Below are 20,526 nucleotides of genomic sequence, written 5' to 3'. Positions count from 1 at the left end.
GTTCAGGCGAAATCGAAGGGTGCCAACTGGAACCCTTGCTCATCCACCTGCAACGCCCAGCCCTGGTGGTCCCAGTCGCCCAGGACGATGCGCCGCGCGGGGGTTTCACCCAACATCAGCTTGTGAATCGCCGGTCGATGGGTATGCCCGTGCACCAGGGTCTTCACGCCAAACTGCTGCATGATCCGCGGTATTTCTTCAGGGGTGACATCGACGATGTCATTGGCCTTCATCCGCGTCTGCGCCTTGCTTTCACTGCGCAGCTTGCGCGCCAGTTTGTGCCGGGTGCTCAACGGCAGGTTGCGCAGTATCCACAAGCTGACTGGGTTGCGCAGGTAACGGCGCAGCTTCATGTAGGCTTCGTCGCGGGTGCACAGGCTGTCGCCATGCATCAGCAACACCGGCTCGCCGCCCATCTCGACCACGCAGGGGTCTGCCAGCAGCGTACAACCCGCCGCCTTGCAGAACGCCTTGCCGATCAGGAAGTCGCGGTTGCCATGCATCAGGAACACCTGGGTGCCACTGTCACTCAGGTCGCGCAAGGCCTGGCAGATCGACGCCTGGAACGGCGTCATGGCGTCATCGCCAATCCAGGCCTCGAAGAAATCTCCAAGGATATATAACGCCTCGGCGTGCCGCGCACGGCCGCCGAGCAGATCAAGAAACGCCCGGGTAATGTCCGGGCGTTCTTCTTGCAGGTGCAGATCGGAGATCAGCAGTATCACTCAATGATCTCGGCTTTCTCGATGACCACGTCTTCGGCTGGCACGTCCTGGTGACCGGATTTGGAACCGGTGCGAACGCCTTTGATCGCGTCGACGACGTCAGTGCCTTCGGTCACTTTGCCGAATACCGCGTAGCCCCAGCCCTGCACGTTCTTGCCGCTGTGGTTGAGGAAGCTGTTGTCGGCAACGTTGATGAAGAACTGCGCCGAGGCCGAATGCGGCTCCATGGTACGGGCCATGGCGACGGTGTACTTGTCGTTGCTCAGGCCGTTGTCGGCTTCGTTCTGAATGCTTGGGCGCTTGTCTTTCTTCTCTTTCATGCCTGGCTCGAAACCGCCGCCCTGGATCATGAAGTTGCCGATGACGCGGTGGAATACGGTGTTGCTGTAGTGGCCAGCGTTTACGTATTCGATGAAGTTGGCCACGGTGATCGGGGCTTTTTCGGCATTCAGTTCAATGACGATGTCGCCGTGGTTGGTAGTCAGTTTGACTTTGGACATGCTGAAATTCGCTCTTTTCAGGAAATTCGGATGGGTAGCGCAAGATCGCGTTATAACCCAGACGCACAGTCTACAGGCGACGATACGCGGCTTGCGGCTGTTTTTTTGCGCTGCGGGGCGATTATCCCGCCAGTTTGTCGGCGCTGACCTGTCGGCAGCTCGACCGCTTCGGCTATGATAAGCGCTTTGATTCAGTCGGCCTACCCGGGCCGTGTACCCGTATTCAAGGATCCTATGAGCAAGCCCACTGCCGACACCGCTCCCAACGCCGCTGCCAAAGGCGCGCCCGCCGTCCCTGCGAACTTCCTGCGCCCAATCGTGCAGGCCGACCTGGACGCCGGCAAGCACAGCAGTATCGTCACTCGCTTCCCGCCAGAGCCCAATGGTTACCTGCACATCGGCCACGCCAAGTCGATCTGCGTGAACTTCGGCCTGGCTCAGGAATTCGGCGGTGCCTGTCACCTGCGCTTCGATGACACCAACCCGGCCAAAGAGGACCAGGAGTACATCGATGCCATCCAGAGCGACGTGAAGTGGCTGGGCTTCGAGTGGACCGGCCCGGTGCGCTATGCCTCGCAATACTTCGACCAGTTGCACGACTGGGCAGTGGACCTGATCAAGTCGGGCAACGCCTATGTCTGCGACCTGACCCCGGAGCAGTCCAAGGAATACCGCGGCAACCTGACCGAGCCTGGCAAGAACAGCCCGTTCCGTGAGCGCAGCGTCGAGGAAAGCCTGGACCTGTTCGCCCGCATGAAAGCCGGCGAGTTCAAGGACGGTGAGCGCGTACTGCGCGCCAAGATCGACATGGCCTCGCCGAACATGAACCTGCGCGACCCGATCCTCTACCGTATTCGTCATGCCCATCACCACCAGACCGGTGACAAATGGTGCATCTACCCGAACTACGACTTCACCCACGGTCAGTCGGACGCCATCGAAGGCATCACCCACTCCATCTGCACCCTGGAGTTCGAAGGCCATCGTCCGCTGTACGAGTGGTTCCTGGACCACCTGCCGGTGCCGGCCAAACCGCGCCAGTACGAATTCAGCCGCCTCAACCTGAACTACACCATCACCAGCAAGCGCAAGCTCAAGCAGCTGGTTGACGAGAAGCACGTGCAGGGCTGGGACGACCCGCGCATGTCGACCCTGTCGGGCTTCCGCCGTCGCGGCTACACCCCGGCGTCGATCCGCAACTTCTGCGACATGATCGGCACCAACCGCTCCGACGGCGTGGTCGACGTGGCCATGCTCGAGTTCAGCATCCGTGACGACCTCGACCGCACCGCGCCACGCGCCATGTGCGTGCTGCGTCCGCTGAAAGTGGTCATCACCAACTACCCGGAAGGCCAGGTCGAGAACCTCGAACTGCCGCGTCATCCGAAGGAAGACATGGGCGTGCGCGCCTTGCCGTTCGCCCGCGAGATCTACATCGACCGCGACGACTTCATGGAAGAGCCGCCAAAGGGCTACAAGCGCCTGGAGCCAGCGGGTGAAGTGCGTCTGCGTGGCAGCTACGTGATCCGCGCCGACGAAGCGATCAAGGACGCCGACGGCAATATCGTCGAGCTGCGTTGCTCGTACGACCCCGACACCCTGGGCAAGAACCCGGAAGGTCGCAAGGTCAAGGGCGTGATCCACTGGGTACCGGCTGCGGCCAGCGTTGAGTGCGAAGTACGCCTGTACGATCGCCTGTTCCGCTCGGCCAACCCGGAGAAGACCGACGAGGGCGGCACCTTCCTGGACAACATCAATCCCGATTCGCTGCAGGTGCTGAGCGGTTGTCGTGCGGAACCTTCGCTGGGCCAGGCCCAGCCAGAAGACCGCTTCCAGTTCGAGCGCGAAGGCTACTTCTGCGCCGACCTGAAAGACTCCCAGCCGGGTCGTCCGGTGTTCAACCGCACCGTGACCCTGCGCGATTCGTGGGGCAGCTAAGGAATCCTCGTGCTTAACATCTACAACACGCTGAGCAAGACCAAGGAAGTCTTCACGCCACTGGAAGGCAACAAGGTGCGCATGTACGTCTGCGGCATGACCGTGTACGACTACTGCCACCTGGGCCATGGCCGCAGCATGGTCGCGTTCGACCTGGTCACCCGCTGGCTGCGTTTCAGCGGCTATGACCTGACCTACGTGCGCAACATCACTGACATCGACGACAAGATCATCAACCGGGCCAACCAGAACGGCGAGTCGTTCGACGCGCTGACCGCCCGCATGATCGACGCGATGCACGAAGACGAGCGCCGCCTGAACATCCTGCCGCCGGACCAGGAGCCGCGTGCCACCGACCATATCGCTGGCATGCACGCAATGATCCAGACCCTGATCGACAAGGGCTATGCCTACGCGCCGGGCAACGGCGACGTGTACTACCGGGTCGGCAAGTTCGTGGGCTACGGCAAGCTGTCGCGCAAGAAGATCGAAGACCTGCGCATCGGTGCGCGGATCGAGGTCGACGAGGCCAAGCAGGACCCGCTCGACTTCGTCCTGTGGAAGGGCGTCAAGCCGGGCGAGCCGAGCTGGGAGTCGCCGTGGGGCCCGGGCCGTCCGGGCTGGCACATCGAGTGCTCGGTGATGTCGACCTGCTGCCTGGGCGAGAGCTTCGACATCCACGGTGGTGGCAATGACCTGGAGTTCCCGCACCACGAGAACGAGATCGCCCAAAGCGAAGCCGCGACCGGCAAGCAGTACGCCAAGTCGTGGATGCACTGCGGGATGATCCGGATCAACGGCGAGAAGATGTCCAAGTCATTGAACAACTTCTTCACCATTCGCGATGTGCTCGACAAGTATCACCCGGAGGTGGTGCGCTACCTGCTGGTGTCGAGCCACTACCGTAGCTCGATCAACTACTCCGAAGACAGCCTGCGCGAGTCGAAGGGTGCGCTGGAACGCTTCTACCACGCGCTGCGCGGCTTGCCACGGGTGGCAGCGCAAGGTGGCGAGGGGTATGTCGAGCGCTTCACCGCTGCAATGAATGACGACTTCGGTACGCCGGAAGCCTGCGCGGTGCTGTTCGACCTGGTGCGCGAGATCAACCGCGTGCGTGAGAGCGAGCCTGAGGTTGCGGCGGGCCTGGCTGGGCGTTTGCGTGAGCTGGGCGAATTGCTTGGCGTGCTGCAGCTGGATGCCGATGACTTCCTGCGTGCTGGTGCGGAAGGCAAGGTGGATGCGGCTGAAGTTGAAGCGTTGATTCAGGCGCGCCTACAGGCGCGGGCTGACAAGAACTGGGCTGAGTCCGACCGGATCCGCGACCAGATCACCGCCATGGGTGTGGTGCTGGAAGACGGCAAGGGCGGCACTACCTGGCGTCTGGCTGACTGATCAGCGTTGACTTCATCGCCGGCAATGCCGGCTCCCACAGGGTTCTGCATCATGCGGAACTCTTGTAGCCGCTGCGCGGCTACGTGGGAGCTGGCCTTGCCAGCGATGAGGCCCTAGGCGGCGACCCTGCTCCGGCAGTGCAACACCAGCCTCGCCCCACCCAATTCCCCGCTCCCCACCTCAAGCTCGAAGCCATGCAGGTCAACGATCGCCGCGACGATCGACAACCCCAGCCCGAACCCGGCATGCCGATGGCCTTCCTCACTGCGGTAGAAACGACGTAGTACCGCCTCGCGTTCCGACTCGGGAATTCCCGCCCCGCTGTCCTGTACCTCGATATGCAAGCCTTGCGCATCTTCCGTCGCACGCATCAGCACCTGGCCGCCAGCCGGGGTGAACTTGATCGCATTGCCCAGCAGATTGGCCAGCGCCTCGAACAGCAACTCACGGTCGCCATGCAGCGACGGCAGGCTCTGCGGCAATTTCAGGTGCAGGTGGATCTCGCCATCCTCGGCCAGCGGCAGGTAGAAATCATGCAGTTCTTCCAGCAAGGCCCGTGGGTCCAGCTCGACAAAGCCTGCACGGCGCTGGCGGTCCTCCAGCTCGCTGATGCGCAGCAAGCCGCGAAAACGTGCCATGAGCGTATCGGTTTCGCTGATCGCCTGGTCCAGGTGTTCGGCCTGCGGCGAGCCGTCCCCGGCCTGCTGGCGGATCCGGTAGAGCTGCGCGCGCAACCGCGTCAGCGGCGTTCGCAGGTCATGGGCAATGTTGTCGCACACGCCTTTGACCTCGTGCATCAGGTGTTCGATACGGTCGAGCATGGCGTTGACGATGGTCGCCAGCATATCCAGTTCATCACGCCGCTGGGCAATGGGCAGGCGGTGGGTCAGGTCGCCGGCGACGATCAGCTCGGCACTCGCCTGAATCGCCCGGATACGCTTGAGCGGCCTGCGCCGCAACAAATACCAGCCGGCGATGCCGGGGATGATCGTCAGCGACAGCCCCCAGAGCAGGGCATGCAGGATGATCCGGGTCACCACGAACAGCGAGCCGTTGTCGCGCACCAGCACCAGCCAGCGCCCGTCGGCCACCTTCAGGGCCACGGCGTCACAGCTGTCGCGGGGCATGCGCGGGTCTTCGGCATCCAGGCAGCGGCTCAATTCGTGGATCTTGCCGTCCAGGCCCAGCTCGGCGGGCACCTGGCGGATCTGTCCGCCCAGCGGGTTGAACTGCGCATCGAACAAACCATAGGCATCGAAACTGCGCTCTTCGAAGGCCTGGCTGGCAATCAGCGCGTCATCGAGCTGCTTGCCGCTCATGTGTGCGAACAGGTGCTGGCGTTGCAGCAGGGAGTGGCGGGTGAGCTTGTTCAGGTAGCCGGAGACCTCGAAGTACAGCACCCCCATGAGGATGCTGCTCCAGGCCACGAACAGGAAGCTGTACAGCGCCAGCAGGCGGCTGGTGGACGAACTCCAGCCCTTAGACGGGTTCGGCAATGGCATAGCCGGAGCCTCGCACAGTGCGAATCAGCGGCGTCTGGCCAGCGGCGTCGATCTTCTTGCGCAAGCGTCCGATGTGCACGTCGATCAGGTTGGTACCGGGGTCGAAGTGATAGCCCCAGACTTCCTCGAAGATCATCATCCGGGTGATGACCTGGCCGGCATGGCGCATAAGGAACTCCAGCAGCTTGTACTCGGTGGGCAACAGGCTGAGGGGTTGCTCGCCACGCTTGGCTTCGTGGCTGATCAGGTCCAACTCCAGGTCGGCGACTTGCAGGCGGGTTTGCGCCATTGGCACGCTGTTGCGGCGCAGCAGCACTTCGACGCGGGCGGCCATTTCGTCGGAGGCGAAGGGCTTGGTCAGGTAGTCGTCGCCACCGGCACGCAGGCCTCGCACCCGTTCGTCGACGTCGGAGAGGGCGCTGATCATCAGGATCGGGGTGGCGATCTTGAGGTTGCGCAGGGTAGTGACGATGGTCAGGCCGTCCACTTCGGGCAGCATGCGGTCGAGGGTGATCAGGTCGTAGCCGCCGGCAATGGCCTTGGACAGGCCCTCGCGACCGTTGTCGACCCAGTCCACGTCGAGGCCGTGGCTGGAAAGTTCGGCGACGATTTCCTGGCCGGTGACGGCATCATCTTCGATAGTCAGTACGCGGAGCATGCTTTTACCTGGGCGGCGGGTTAGAACTCGATTGTGCCAAAGAATAGGCGGTGCCCGGGTTAAAGAAAAATTCATGTAGAAGAAACTGTATCGAGCCGTGCCCTGGTGGGAGCCGGCATTGCCGGCGATGCAAGGCGTAGCCTTGCCAAACGGGCCCGCTTCGCGGTCCATCGCCGGCAAGGCCGGCTCCCACAGGGGTCGAGGGTGGCTCGTGATCAGGCGACCTTGACGATCCAACCTGCTGGCGCTTCAACATCGCCGCTCTGGATACCGGTCAGCTCGTTGTAGAGCTTCTGGGTCACCGGGCCCACTTCGGTTTCGCTGTGGAATACATGCAGCTCGCCGTTGTACTGGATACCGCCGATCGGCGTAATTACCGCTGCTGTGCCACAGGCACCGGCTTCGCTGAAACGAGCCAGATTGTTGATCTCCACGTCACCCTCGATCACCTTCAGGCCCAGACGCGATTCGGCCAGCTCCATCAGTGACAGGCGAGTAATACCAGGCAGCACCGAGGCCGACTTCGGCGTCACGAATTCTTTGTTGGCGGTAATACCAAAGAAGTTGGCCGAGCCTACTTCCTCGATTTTGCTGTGGGTCAGCGGGTCGAGGTAGATGCAGTCGGCGAAGCCAGCTTTCTTGGCTTCATAGCCTGGCTGCAGGCTGGCGGCATAGTTGCCACCGACCTTGGCTGCGCCTGTGCCCTGCGGGGCGGCGCGGTCGAAGTCGGAGATGAGGAATTTGTGCGGGGTCATGCCACCCTTGAAGTACGAGCCAACCGGAATCGCGAAGATCGAGAAGATGAACTCCGGGGCAGTGCGCACGCCAATGTTGTCACCCACGCCGATCACGAACGGACGCAGGTACAGGGCACCCTTGCCGTGTGGCGGAACGAAGCGCTCGTTGGCCTTGACCACTTGCTTGCAGGCTTCGATGAACTGTTCGGTCGGCACGCGCGGCATCAGCAGGCGGTCGCAGCTGCGCTGCATGCGCAGGGCGTTCTGGTCTGGGCGGAACAGGTTGATCGAGCCGTCCTTGCAACGGTAGGCCTTCATGCCTTCGAAGCACTGCTGGCCGTAGTGCAGCGCGGTGGAGCCTTCGCTGATGTGCAGGACGTTGTCTTCGGTCAGGGTGCCTTGGTCCCACTGGCCATCGCGGAAGTAGGAGAGGTAGCGCTTGTCGGTCTTGATGTAGTCGAAGCCCAGCTTGTCCCAGTTAATGCTTTCGTTACTCATGGCACCCTCGATCGGTTGGCAAATGCCTGTAGGTTCAGGCCACGCATCTTGCGCAAGCAGCCACGATAATACATCCCGTGCGGATCGGAAATGCCCCCATGCACTTTGCCCGACCATGTGCCCGCGCAGGCCCGTGGAAAGCGGTGTTATATATAGTCGGGATACCACGGAAGTGTTGATGGTTAAGGCGTAAGTTCTATTGCTTATTTGAAATTTTAAATGCCCAGGTGGCTGGATAGTCTTGAAGTCCGATTACACGGATAAAGGACCTATCCATGCCCGCTGCAAGCACCCATTTCAATACTCTGCAGGAACGAGTTCCTGCCTGGATGATCGGCGCCCCGGCGCCGATCATCCAGGCCTTGCGCCAAACGGCCAGCCAGCCAATGCCATGGCTTGAACAGGCCCGCTTGAATCACCCCGACGTGCTGCTGCAAGTGCAGCAGATCTACACCCGCCATCGCCTCGACGAGCAGCAGGTGCAGGAAGTGCTGGCGCATCTGCCAGCCCCGGATGTGTTTGCCGAGCCTTTGCTCAAGGCGGTAATCAAGGCGCGTTTCGATCTGGATATCGATGTGCGCACGGCCTGCCTGTTCCATGCCCGCCTGCTGGAGGGCAATCGTCCCTACGAGTTCGCATTACAGACGCTGTTGGCTGCCGCCCTGCAGAACGTTGAAGAGTGGCAAGCCAAACCTGGCGCCATGGACCTGTGGCGCATGAACCGGCCGGGTTACAAGGCTGCGGTACTGGCCCGTGTCCCTGTGGACTCGGCCGAGACAGAAGAGCACCTGGCCATCGAGCCGCACCAGTTCGCGGCGCTGTGCCGCGAGCTGGACCTGGGCGGGCAGTACCAGCGGTTGATCGACGCAGTGTTCAATCCGGCATCTGAGCCCGGAGATGCCCCTGACGCAGCCGCGTTCAATTTGCGCGGCCGGTTTATCCAGTACGAGCAATCGGCACTGTTGCTGCACAGCCACCTGGCGTATTTGCAGCAGTACATCCAGCAGCCGCTGCATGCGGCCTTGCAGCAGCTGGCGCGCAATCAGCCGGCGCAATGGCAGGGGAGTGCGCTGACCTGCCACAGCGTTCAACTGTTTGATGTTGCACTCAATGGCATTGTGGTGCTGCGCGGCGGAGCGAATGCAGCGGGTGTGGAACGGGTGGCGGTGTATATCCCGGATGACCCGCAGTGCCCGTTGCGGGAATACGACAGCACTGTGCACTTTGCCGACAGCCTGCGTGACCGCTTGCTGCAGCCGGCTTACCGGCAGTTCTTCGCACGCTTTGTTCCGGCGCGTCATCGTCAGCAGCTGTTCGCTCGGCTCGAGCAGGTGTTCAGTCTTCAGGTGTGGAACAGCGGCGGCTGGTACGAGCAACAGCAAGACCCGCGGGCGAAGTTGCAACTGAGTGACGAGCCAATACCCACGCCGTTACTCCATGCCCTCTACTGGCACAAAATAGCCGTGCTCAAGGACGATGGTCTGTTCCACGCGGTGCCTACGGCTGTGGAAGACCAGAAGTCATTCGACGACAAGCTGCTGTACTTCGCCGAAACCGCGCTGACACTGCTCAATGTTGCCGGCTTCGTGGTGCCCGCGCTGGGCCAGGTAATGCTCGTGGTTGCCGCGGTGCAATTGACGTACGAGGTGTACGAAGGGTTCGAGAGCCTGGCCAGTGGTGAGCAAGCACAGGCCTGGGGCTATCTGATGGATGTGGTGGAAAACCTCGCGTTGATGGCGGCCTTGGGCGGCGCAGCAGCCAGCGCGGGAGCGGTGCCGGCACTGGAAGCACCGCCGTTGTTGGAACAGATGCGCACCGTGCAACTTGATGATGGCAGCGCCCGGCTATGGAAGCCGGACCTGACTCCTTTTAGCCACGACATCGTTCTGCCAGCCGGGCTGACGCCCAATGCATTGGGTTTGTATGACTACCAGGGCAAGCAGTGGCTGGCGCTGGATGGGCAGACTTTCGCGGTGCAGCCAGCAACCGAAGCAGCGCCGTATCGCTTGCAGCACCCACGTCGCAGCGATGCCTACGCACCACCCTTGCGCCATAACGGCGCGGGGGCCTGGCTACATGAACTGGATGCACCCTTGAGCTGGGAACTACCCACCCTGTTCAAGCGGCTGGGGCCGATCGCTGACGGGGTCAGCGAAGCGCTGGGCCGGCAGGTGCTTAAGGTCAGCGGCATCGACGAAAACCAGCTGCGTCGGGTGCTGGTAGAGGGCGAACGCGCGCCGGCTCTGCTGATCGACACCTTGCAGCGTTTCAAGCTTGATCAGGCGCTGGAACAGTTCATTGCCCAGATGCAGGCCGGTGATTTGCGCGCCGACCCGGCCTTGCAGGCGCAACTTTTGAGTGAGCAGCCCGGTTGGCCGGCAGGTCGGGAGGTGACGGTGACGGCGGCTGAAAGCGATGTGCTTGCCAGCGCGTTGCAGGCGCTGGATGAAGCACAGATCAAGACCTTGCTGGGTGAAGAGCCCGGGGTGGGGCAACTGGCTTTCGAGGTGCGTCTGCGGCGTCTGCGCGAGCAGTTGCTGGACAGCGCGCGGGCGCAACAAGGCCAGTTGTTTGCCACGCGCTACGCGGCCTCGCAGGTGTCCGAGCAGCCGGGTGTCGCATTGATACAGCGCACGTTCAGCGGGGTGCCGAGGGCGATTGGCGAAGAGCTGCTGGCGCACGCGACCCCGGCAGAGCAGGAGCAACTCAACGCCGGTCAGCGCCTGCCGGCTCGGCTTGGCGAAGAAGCGCGGTTTTTTCAGCAGCAGGTACGTTTGGCCCGCAGCCGCGAGGGGATGTTTCTGCATACGGTCAACAACCCAGACACCGATACGCTGGTTTTGCACAGCCTGTCGATGTTGCCGGGTTGGTCACCTGAGCTTCATCTGGAAATACGCATCGGATCGTCGCAAGGCCGGTTGCTCGACAGTATTGGCCCCGTTGATGCGCCGATCCGCAAAGTGTTGGTGAAGGAGGGCGACACCTACCAGGCCCGCGACGGTGACGACGGTCAGTTGCACGGCAGGGACAATCTGTACGCCGCCGTACTGCATGCGTTGCCCGACACGCAGCGTTCGGCGCTGGGTATTGCCGATGTGTGGCAAGGGGCTGAACTGCAACGTGTGCTGCAAGAACAGCCGATGTTGTCCAGCAGCGCCTTGCGCGAGGCCCTGAACATGCAGCCGATCAAACCGGAGTATCGCTCGCCGATGCGCCTGGCCGATGATCGTGTCGGCTACCCGTTGAGCGGTCGGGGGGCCATGAGTGAGTACGTGAGCAATGAGGTGTTGCTGGAACAGATCCGCGCGCTTGGACTCACATTGATGACCGAGCAGGGTCTACTGGATATGCTCAAGGCTGTTGGCTTGTCGCGTATTGAGATACGCAACTTCCTTGCCAGTGTGCAAGGCCAGCTTAGCCAGATGAATGCAAGTTTGGCGTCGACGCTGGAGATGCTGACAGCCTTGGTTGATCAGGACCCTGTACGCAGTCACAGTGGCCAGCAAATGATCACTCAATTACTGAGTCAGTGGGAGGCGGGTGTCTTCAAGACGATTGGCCTGCCGGGCGCGCCGCTACGCTTGGAAGGTGCCTTACTGGCCGATTTTCCGCAGCACCTGCCGGAGTGGTTCTACTCGCGGATCGATGAGTTAGTGCTCATCGATGTGCATATGTCCCTGACAATGGCACCCGAGTCGGTGCACTTGATGGTCGATTCGCAGGCACTTCACGTGTTCCTGTCACGCTTCCAATCCGTTAAAAAACTCGAGATTCGCAACACGCAGGCTACCTACCCTAAGTTACCTGCACTTGCGGCTATTCTGGATGCAACCCTTGCGCAGTTACAGGACTTGAGCCTGATTGATTTGGGCCTGGAACTCTCAAGCCAGGACCTGCAGGTACTCAGCCGCAACCATCGCCAATTCGTCCTGAAGCCGATGCAGCGGCTGGACCTGAGTGGCAACTGGATCGTGAACGGCTGGGAATGGGACCTTGCGAGCCTCAACCTGAAGTACCTCGGATTGAATCGGATGGGGTTACCCAATGGATCGACATGGCCCAATTTCAATGGGGTGCGCTCGGTTGATGAGTTGCACCTGAACGGCAACCACTTCACCGAATTTCCTTTTGACCCAGCACGTAGCACAACGTACCCAGCATCGACGGTTCGCGTATCGCTGTTAGAAAGCTCCCTATCCGTGGATGACTTTGTTCAGGCGCGGCTGCTTGAGTGGGAAAGCGCTGGGTACACATTTGCACTGTCGGATGTTCCGGCATTTGAAGGCAGAATTGCAGCATTGAGGCCCACCTACTCGCAGTGGTATTCATCGGTTCAGCGCTGGGCCTCGCAACCAGAGAGTTCGGGGCATCAGGCGCTGGCGGAGCAGATTCACGCATTCTGTCGGCGATGGGTAACGGTGCAGGTCTTCGCCTCTCAGTTTGCCAATGAATTGCCCCTCGAGAGCAAAGCGGTGTTGACGCTGAGCCGGGCTGACATTGCAAGCTTTCCTGCACACTTGCCCGCGACGTTCTATCAGTCTGTGCAACGTCTGGAGTTGGAGGCGTCGACGTTCACCAGCGAAGCGCTGGAGATATTGCTGGGTCGCTTTACCCAGCTTGGGGAACTTCGTCTTAACGCCAATGCACCGCTGGAACAGCTACCACTGACTCTGTTTCAACTAAGTCAGCTAGAAGTGTTGAGTTTGCCGCGTATGGGGCGGCTGGTCGACCAGGCGAGCATGGAGTTTTTTGGCCGTCTACCCAACTTGAAACGCCTGGTACTGGATGAGAACTCGTTTGACACAATTCATGCCGTCCCGTCTTTGGCCACTAGCCCCCTGCAGGCCTTGAGCCTGGAACGGACGAATCTGCAGGCCTGGCCCCAGTGGGTAGAGCCGTTACTAAGGCCCCCGTTGGAGCATTTGTCGCTGCAAGGCAATCGCATTGTCGAATTGCCGGGAGCTTTGCCGGTTGTCGCCACGGACTACCCGATCACCATCGGGTTGTTGAATAACCCGTTGAGCCCTGGTGCATTGGAAAATGTACACGAGATCAACGTAATCCAGGACGAGTATGAGCTACTGGTAGATGAGCCTGCGGCAAGTAGTGCAGGCGCTCAAGCGGTAGTGGTAGCTGAAGATGAAGAGGAGGCCTCTGTGTGGGATGGCTCGTGGCAGCCGCCAGAGGGAGGGCCGATTCTGCCGTTTGCCTTGCGGTATTCCGGGCATGCCGAAAAATTCAAACTGACCATCAGTTCATGGACGACGCGCAACCCGTTTTATCCATTCGCCTATGAAGATGGGCAGAAAGCATTTTATACCGGCCTACAGGAGCAAGCTCCTGAACTTCTGCGAGCGCCTAACAATGCCGACAATATGGCAGAAAAAATAGCCATCTACCGTGGTTGGGGGATGAAGCTGGATGTGTTCGGTTTGCAGTTTTTCAAATCCCCAGGGAGTATCGCGTCGGAAGTGATCGAGGCCTGTGGTGGTTTGATTGCCGATATTGTCACTGAGCCACTGTCTGCGCAAGGTGGCATTCGGCGTGTGATAGAGCCGATGTCCGGGTCAGGTTATTACAGTAACTATGTCAGGGCGCTCGGGTTTCAAGGCGAGGTCGTGATGAATGATCTAAATCCGCTGGTTTCGTGGTCGCAGCGGGGCATTGTGGAACAGCCTGATCGCGTGTCAGAGCTTATAAAAGTCATAAAGAGCGACCTGTGTAAGCTGGCGCAAAACCATAACCTCAGGGCGAGCGACGAGCGCTTGGCAATAAAGTTTGAGAGTGAAGCCAAAGCGAGGGGTTTCAGCGCGTCTGCTGAAGGTAAGACGCTCCGAGAGGAGATAAAGGATTACTTTGATGAAATTGTCGACGTCGTCATCAGGACCGACGGCGACAACATAACGATTGACAGCCTGCCACCCGGTCGGGTGAGGCTGGAGGGTGAAGTCCGCGAGGGCGAGGTCGTGATCGATGCACCACCGGATGATCCGCAAGGGCGCGCGCTCCTCGCGTCTGCGTTCTATCTCGCGCAGAACTCGACAGGCATGTACAAAAATACCATCGAGCTTAAAAAGCTACCCGCAGGGTATTCACTTCACCTGCCCCTTTCGCTCATGGTTGCGGATGGGAAAACGGTGAAAATGCTCGAGCGAATGCCAGCAGAGAACCTGCATTTCGTGAGCAGTATTCACAGCACAGCACAGACCCCTACGCGCTTTTTGAACCAAGACGGATGGGTATTGCTGGAGAACTTGCAGGCGTCAGCAAATTTACATGATTTAATTATATTAAGCGGTCACTTTAGTGATGTGTTTCACGATGAGGAGGCGTTCATGTCAATGGTTGGGAAGCATGTGCAACCCTTGATTCCGAAGGGTGTCAAGATTGTCATCACGAATGCCTATTCGAAAAAAAAGGAGGCAGCGTATAAGTTGCTAGGCTTTGAAGTGTTCAGGAAATCACGGGTTAAGAGTCATGAAGGTGATTATCTTTTGGCCGTAAGCCCCGCAGCACTGCGCACCTCGCAGCGGGTGGCGGCCAGTCGTATGACTTAACATTTTTCTGTCTTCGCAGGCGATACGTTACGGTGCGGCGTATCGTCTTGAGTTAAGGTGGTATATGTAGTCTTTATGTCACCGAAGTTCTGATGATTTACAGGGTTGTTCTATTGGTAATTTGAAATTTTAAATGCCCAGGTGGCTGGATAGTCTGGATGTCCGATTACACGGATAAAGGATCTGTCCATGCCCGCTGCAAACACCCATTTCAATACCCTGCTGGAACGAGTTCCTGCCTGGATGATCGGCGCCCCGGCGCCGACTCGCCAAGCCTTGCGCCAGGCTGCCAGCCAGTCGCTGCCCTGGCTTGAACAGGCCCGCTTGAATCACCCCGACGTGCTGCTGCAAGTGCAGCAGATCTACACCCGCCATCGCCTCGACGAGCAGCAGGTGCAGGAAGTGCTGGCGCATCTGCCGGCCCCGGATGTGTTCGCCGAACCTTTGCTCAAGGCGGCAATCAAGGCGCGTTTCGACCTGGATATCGATGTACGCACGGGGTGCCTGTTCCATGCGCGCCTGTTGGAGGGCAACCGCCCCTATGAGTTCGCCTTGCAGACGCTACTGGCAGCGGCCCTGCAGAACTTCGAAGAATGGCAAGCCAAACCCGGCGCCATGGACCTGTGGCACATGAACCGGCTGGGTTACAAGGCTGCGGTGCTGGCCCAAGTCCCCGTGGACTCTGCCGAAACGGACGAGCACCTGGCCATCGAGCCGCACCAGTTCGCGGCGCTGTGCCGCGAACTGGACCTGGGCTGGCAGTACCAGCGGTTGATCGACGCGGTATTCCACCCGACGTCTGAACCTGGAGATGCTCCTGATGCCGCCGCGTTCAATTTGCGCGGCCGGTTTATCCAGTACGAACAATCGGCACTGTTGCTGCACAGCCACCTGGCGTATTTGCAGCAGCATATCCAGCAGCCGCTGCATGCGGCCTTGCAGCAGCTGGCGCGCAATCAGCCGGCGCAATGGCAGGGGAGTGCGCTGACCTGCCACAGCGTTCAACTGTTTGATGTTGCGCTCAACGGCATTGTAGTTCTGCGTGGTGGCGCCAATGAGGCGGGTGTGGAACGGGTGGCGGTGTATATCCCGGATGACCCGCAGTGCCCGTTGCGGGAATACGACAGCACTGTGCACTTTGCCGACAGCCTGCGTGACCGCTTGCTGCAGCCGGCTTACCGGCAGTTCTTCGCACGCTTTGTTCCGGCGCGTCATCGTCAGCAGTTGTTCGCTCGGCTCGAGCAGGTGTTCAGCCTTCAGGTGTGGAACAGCGGCGGCTGGTTCGAGCAACAGCAAGACCCGCGGGCGAAGTTGCAACTGAGTGACGAGCCAATACCCACGCCGTTACTCCATGCCCTCTACTGGCACAAAATAGCCGTGCTCAAGGACGATGGTCTGTTCCACGCGGTGCCTACGGCTGTGGAAGACCAGAAGTCATTCGACGACAAGCTGCTGTACTTCGCCGAAACCGCGCTGACACTGCTCAATGTTGCCGGCTTCGTGGTGCCCGCGTTGGGCCAGGTAATGCTCGTGGTTGCCGCGGTGCAATTGACGTACGAGGTGTACGAAGGGTTCGAGAGCCTGGCCAGTGGTGAGCAAGCACAGGCTTGGGGCTACCTGATGGACGTGGTGGAAAACCTCGCGTTGATGGCGGCCTTGGGCGGCGCAGCAGCCAGCGCGGGAGCGGTGCCGGCACTGGAAGCACCGCCGTTGTTGGAACAGATGCGCACCGTGCAACTTGGTGATGGCAGTACCCGCTTGTGGAAGCCGGATCTGACCCCCTTCGGCCACGACATCGTCCTGCCAGCCGGGCTGACGCCCAATGCACTGGGTTTGTATGACTACCAGGGCAAGCAGTGGCTGGCGCTGGATGGGCAGACATTCGCGGTGCAGCCAGCAACCGAAGCAGCGCCGTATCGCTTGCAGCACCCACGTCGCAGCGATGCCTACCCGCCACCCTTGCGCCACAACGGCGCGGGGGCTTGGCTGCATGAGCTGGATGCGCCCTTGAGCTGGGAACTGCCGACCCTGTTCAAACGCCTGGGGCCGATCGCTGACGGGGTCGGCGAAGCGCTGGGCCGACAGGTGCTTAAGGTCAGCGGCATCGACGAAAACCAGTTGCGTCGGGTGCTGGTAGAGGGTGAACGCGCTCCGGCCTTGTTGATCGATACGTTGCAGCGTTTCAAGCTTGATCAGGCGCTGGAGCAGTTCATTGCACAGATGCAGGCCGGTGATTTTCGCGCCGACCCAGCCTTGCAAGCGCAACTGTTGAGCGAACAGCCCGGCTGGCCGGCAGGCCGGGAGGTGACGGTGACGGCGGCTGAAAGCGATGTACTCGCCAGCGCGTTGCAGGCGCTGGATGAAGTGCAGATCAAGACCTTGCTGGGTGAAGAACCCGGCGTCGGGCAACTGGCTTTCGAGGTGCGTCTGCGGCGTCTGCGCGAGCAGTTGCTGGACAGCGTGCGGGCGCAACAAGGCCAGTTGTTTGCCACGCGCTACGCGGCCTCGCAGGTGTCCGAGCAGCCGGGTGTCGCATTGATACAACGCACGTTCAGCGGCGTGCCGAGGGCGATTGGCGAAGAGCTGCTGGCGCACGCGACCCCGGCAGAGCAGGAGCAACTCAACGCCGGTCAGCGCCTGCCGGCTCGGCTTGGCGAAGAAGCGCGGATCTACCAGCAGCAGGTACGCCTGGCCCGCGCCAGGGAGGGGCTGTACCTGAAGTCGGTACAGGGCGACGACATAGACAAACTGATCCTGCACAGCCTGGCCAACCTGCCTGGCTGGTCTGCGCAGGTGCGTCTGGAGGTGCGCCTGGGCTCAATCAGCGGCCGCTTACTCGACAGCGTCGGCCTGCCGGAAGCGCCGATCCGCAAAGTGCTGGTGAAGGAGGGCGACACCTACCAGGCTCGCGACAGCGACGATGGTCACCTGCACGGAAATGATGATCTGCTGGCTTCGGTGCTGCACGCCCTGCCTGATGCGCAACGCTCATCACTGGGCTTTCCCGACGTTGGCCAGGGCGCACAGCTCGAACGAGCGTTGCAGGAACTGCCAATGCTGGCGGATGAGGCCCTGCGCGAGGCCCTGAACATGCAACCGATCGACCCGGCGTTCCGCGCACCGATGCGACTGGCTGACAACCGCGTCGGTTATCCACTGAGTGGTCGAGGTGCCATGGCGGGCTACGTTACCGAGGATTCGCTGCGCGACAAGCTGCGTGTGCTTGATTTTGGGCTGAGCGAAGGGGGAATTGATGGGATGCTTCGCACGCTATACAGCAGAGGCACGAGCCGTGTGGAAGTCGATACCCTGCTGAACCGCCTATTGGACGAACGCCAAACGCTGCGCGCAAGCCTGGATCATTGGGCCCTGGACACTGCTGCACTGACTGACCCGCTAGGTACACGGGCACTCGCTCGCGAACATATCGCGCGGCAGTTGCAGCATCATTGGCGCGTCAACAGCGTGCCCGAGTTGGGTAGGGCTTATCAGCCACTACGCTTTTGGCGCGCGTCTCTCGCCGACTTTCCTGAACAGTTGCCCGCCTGGTTCTACGCGCAGGTGCAGGGGCTTGAACTGATTGAAGTGGAATTGTTCCGGATGGTCGAAGCGGGTGTGCCTTATTCGGCGCAGCATTTTCTGGCCGGGGTTGCCGACCTGGCCGAACTTACCCGGTTTTTCCAACGCTTCCCGAATGTTTCGGCCTTGCAGATCCAAAGTGTGCAGGGTGCCAGGCCGTCGTTGGTGAATCTGGCGTTAGCGGTGGTCACGGCTTTCCCCAATCTGCTGGATCTGCAACTGACTGACCTGGGTTTGGAGCTGTCGCAGGCAGCCCTGGACATCCTCTGCCCCAGTGGGCGTCTATCACTGATTACCCCGCGCTCTGCGCGGGGGCTGGCACAGTTGCAACGGTTGGACCTGAGTGGCAACCGCTTGAGCTTGACCAATGTCAGTTTGAATCTGGGGCATTTTGCCAACGCGCAATTGCAATACCTGGGGTTGGAGCGACTTTACCTCACGCGCTGGCCGGCCATGCTCAATAGCAATGCGTTGGGGCACTTTGCCGAAGTGTCCCTGGCAGACAACCATATCAACCAGTTGCCGATGTTCATGTTGCAGTCCGCCAACGACGATCAGGCGCTGACCCATATTTCATTGCGGGGCAACGCCTTGTCTCGTACTGCGCTGACGCAGGCCCGCACCAGTGAATGGAGAGGGGGGCGATACAGGTTCACACTGGATATCCCCGCAGACCTTCAGGTCAGGTTTGACGGCATGCGCGAGGGGTACAGGGCGCTGCTGGCAAGCATCGATGCCTGGGTTGAGCAGCCAGGCCTGGCGGCTGAGCTCCGGCAAGCCCACCAGCGCGCACGCGATGAAGTCGTGATGTACTGGCAGGCAGAGGTTGAAGGCGACCCATGCTCGCTGTTGTCATTTAGCAGGATCAACGTCGACGATTTCTCTCGGACGTTGCCCGCATTCTTCTATCAAACCGTAACCCGCTTGGAGCTGGATTCGCCGCTTACCAGCAGCGATGGGCTCAATGCATTCTTGCGCTTGTTTCCCCAAACGCAGGAATTGACCCTTCAGGGTCATGCTCAGCCCAACCTGCCTTCTCAGGTGTTGGCAGGGATGCAGAATGTGGAGGTGCTGAGGTTTATCGACCAGGGCGTGGTCATCGATCAGGCGCAGATCGACTTTTTTGCCAGCTTGCCGAACCTGAATCACTTGGCGCTGGACAGTAACACCATCGGCGCCATAACCCAGGCAAACGCCTTGAACCACAATCGCTTGAAGTTGTTGAGCCTGAATAGGATGGGTATCACAGCATGGCCGACCTGGGCGGAAGAATTACTGCATGATCCGCTGGAACTGCTGAGTTTGCGTGGTAATCAGATCTCGGAACTACCGGCGTCTCTGCCGAATCTTTCGCGTACTTTTGACGCATTCATAGAAATTGATCTACGCAATAACAGCTTCACCGATGCTGGGTATACACAAGCTCATGAACTGTTCAGGCATCAACGTGGCTATGCGTTGCACCTGGAGCGTGCAAGGTTCGCAGAGGCGTCTGGCGAGGAGTCGGAAGGTGAGGATTCTGACACCGCGTCACATTCCTCGGAACACACTTTGGCATCCAGTGAAGAAGAGGTCAGGCCGGCGCAGGAGTACTGGCTGGCAGAAGATGTCACAGAGCAAGAGCGTCAGCGAGCGCTCTGGCAGCAGGTCGAAAGTAGCAACCAAGCTACTCAGTTGCTGGCCCTGGTAGGGCGCTTGCGCGAAACCGCTGATTACCGGCCACGGACCCGGCCGGAGTTGATTGAGCGGGTGTGGCGGGTGCTGGAGGCGGCGCAGGATGAAGAACTGCGCGTGTTGACCAACGCCATTGCCGAAGGTGCGCTGATGAACGAGACCTGCGGGGATGGCATCCGCATGGAGTTCAATCAGATCGAAACGCTGGTCTTCACCCATCAGGCCTTGGCTCATGTACCAGAGCAACAGCGAGGGGCGTCGCTATACCGTTTGCTGCAGCAACTCTACCGCTCTGACGAGCTCGACCGAATAGCCCGAGCTCAAACCGGCGAGCGTGATGAAGCGGAGGTGCGTCTGGCCTACCGGCTACGTTGGGCGCAAGAGCTGGACCTGCCGTGGCCACCCAACCAGATGCTGTACCGTTCGTTTGCTGATCTTCGCCCACGGGAATTGGATGAGGCCCTGGCTGAGGTGCGTCAGGGTGAGCAGGGGGATTCGTTTCGGGACTTTGCAGCCAGACAGGAATTCTGGGTGGCGTATCTGCGCGAAGCAAACGCTGATCGATTCACCCAGATCGATGAGGTCTACAAGGCCCAGGTGTTGCACGTCAGCGACCTGTACCCGGGCGATACGCCGGATCAGAGCGGTGCGCGAATCCAGGCAATGGTGGTGGAGCGAGATCAACGCGAGCGTGACTTGATCGACGAACTGACCAACCATGCCGGTGGCGCTGGCGCATAGCAATACGGCCCCTTCTCATGACTCG

The 20,526-nt window shown here is 60.3% G+C and carries 9 protein-coding genes; 4 read left to right on the top strand and 5 right to left on the bottom strand.

The annotated features are described in order from the left end of the window. Nucleotides 1-2 precede the first annotated feature (2 nt). Nucleotides 3-725, bottom strand: a complete 723-nt coding sequence (locus M5G11_RS07800) for a UDP-2,3-diacylglucosamine diphosphatase (protein ID WP_273911084.1) — start codon at nt 723-725, stop codon at nt 3-5. Continuing rightward, a complete protein-coding gene (locus M5G11_RS07795; RefSeq protein ID WP_273911085.1) occupies nt 722-1,225 on the bottom strand; it encodes a peptidylprolyl isomerase in 504 nt (167 codons plus the stop codon). The genes M5G11_RS07800 and M5G11_RS07795 overlap by 4 nt, the downstream gene beginning before the upstream one ends. 234 nt (nt 1,226-1,459) lie before the next feature. Between M5G11_RS07795 and M5G11_RS07790 the strand changes: the two genes are divergently transcribed. Together M5G11_RS07790 and cysS are read left to right on the top strand one after the other, a co-directional pair. Further along, the gene (locus M5G11_RS07790; protein ID WP_273911086.1) at nt 1,460-3,163 is read left to right on the top strand and encodes a glutamine--tRNA ligase/YqeY domain fusion protein; all 1,704 of its coding nucleotides are present in this window, start codon (nt 1,460-1,462) and stop codon (nt 3,161-3,163) included. Between the two features lie 9 nt (nt 3,164-3,172). Further along, nucleotides 3,173-4,555 (top strand): cysteine--tRNA ligase, encoded by a 1,383-nt coding sequence (cysS, locus tag M5G11_RS07785; RefSeq protein ID WP_273911087.1) that lies wholly within the window; start codon nt 3,173-3,175, stop codon nt 4,553-4,555. A 113-nt stretch (nt 4,556-4,668) separates the two neighbouring features. Here cysS and M5G11_RS07780 read toward each other — a convergent pair whose 3' ends face one another. From M5G11_RS07780 to M5G11_RS07770, 3 genes are all read right to left on the bottom strand, one after another. After that, nucleotides 4,669-6,057, bottom strand: coding sequence for a sensor histidine kinase (locus M5G11_RS07780; protein WP_273911088.1), 1,389 nt, complete (start codon nt 6,055-6,057; stop codon nt 4,669-4,671). Beyond that, on the bottom strand, nt 6,035-6,715 hold the full coding sequence (locus M5G11_RS07775; protein ID WP_273911089.1) for a response regulator transcription factor: 681 nt from the start codon (nt 6,713-6,715) through the stop codon (nt 6,035-6,037). Before M5G11_RS07775 ends, M5G11_RS07780 begins: the two co-directional genes overlap by 23 nt. Nucleotides 6,716-6,930: 215 nt before the next feature. After that, on the bottom strand, nt 6,931-7,950 hold the full coding sequence (locus tag M5G11_RS07770) for a branched-chain amino acid aminotransferase (RefSeq protein ID WP_273911090.1): 1,020 nt from the start codon (nt 7,948-7,950) through the stop codon (nt 6,931-6,933). Between the two features lie 275 nt (nt 7,951-8,225). Between M5G11_RS07770 and M5G11_RS07765 the strand changes: the two genes are divergently transcribed. Both M5G11_RS07765 and M5G11_RS07760 read left to right on the top strand, forming a co-directional pair. Further along, nucleotides 8,226-14,507 (top strand): dermonecrotic toxin domain-containing protein, encoded by a 6,282-nt coding sequence (locus M5G11_RS07765; protein ID WP_273911091.1) that lies wholly within the window; start codon nt 8,226-8,228, stop codon nt 14,505-14,507. Between the two features lie 189 nt (nt 14,508-14,696). Then, nucleotides 14,697-20,501 carry an NEL-type E3 ubiquitin ligase domain-containing protein gene (locus M5G11_RS07760; protein WP_273911092.1) on the top strand — a complete coding sequence of 1,935 codons (5,805 nt, stop codon included), beginning with the start codon at nt 14,697-14,699 and terminating at the stop codon, nt 20,499-20,501. Nucleotides 20,502-20,526: the final 25 nt, after the last annotated feature.

The organism is Pseudomonas fontis, from assembly GCF_028656955.1.
GTDB classification, from domain to species: Bacteria; Pseudomonadota; Gammaproteobacteria; order Pseudomonadales; family Pseudomonadaceae; genus Aquipseudomonas; species Aquipseudomonas fontis.
Note: the sequence above shows the minus strand (reverse complement) of the source record. Positions and strands in the feature narration are given on the sequence as shown.

Coding starts and splice junctions, on each gene's coding strand:
- M5G11_RS07795 (WP_273911085.1), bottom strand. CDS start 1,225: ATGTCCAAAGTCAAACTGACTACCAACCACGGCGACATCGTCATTGAA.
- M5G11_RS07790 (WP_273911086.1), top strand. CDS start 1,460: ATGAGCAAGCCCACTGCCGACACCGCTCCCAACGCCGCTGCCAAAGGC.
- M5G11_RS07780 (WP_273911088.1), bottom strand. CDS start 6,057: ATGCCATTGCCGAACCCGTCTAAGGGCTGGAGTTCGTCCACCAGCCGC.
- M5G11_RS07775 (WP_273911089.1), bottom strand. CDS start 6,715: ATGCTCCGCGTACTGACTATCGAAGATGATGCCGTCACCGGCCAGGAA.
- M5G11_RS07770 (WP_273911090.1), bottom strand. CDS start 7,950: ATGAGTAACGAAAGCATTAACTGGGACAAGCTGGGCTTCGACTACATC.
- M5G11_RS07765 (WP_273911091.1), top strand. CDS start 8,226: ATGCCCGCTGCAAGCACCCATTTCAATACTCTGCAGGAACGAGTTCCT.
- M5G11_RS07760 (WP_273911092.1), top strand. CDS start 14,697: ATGCCCGCTGCAAACACCCATTTCAATACCCTGCTGGAACGAGTTCCT.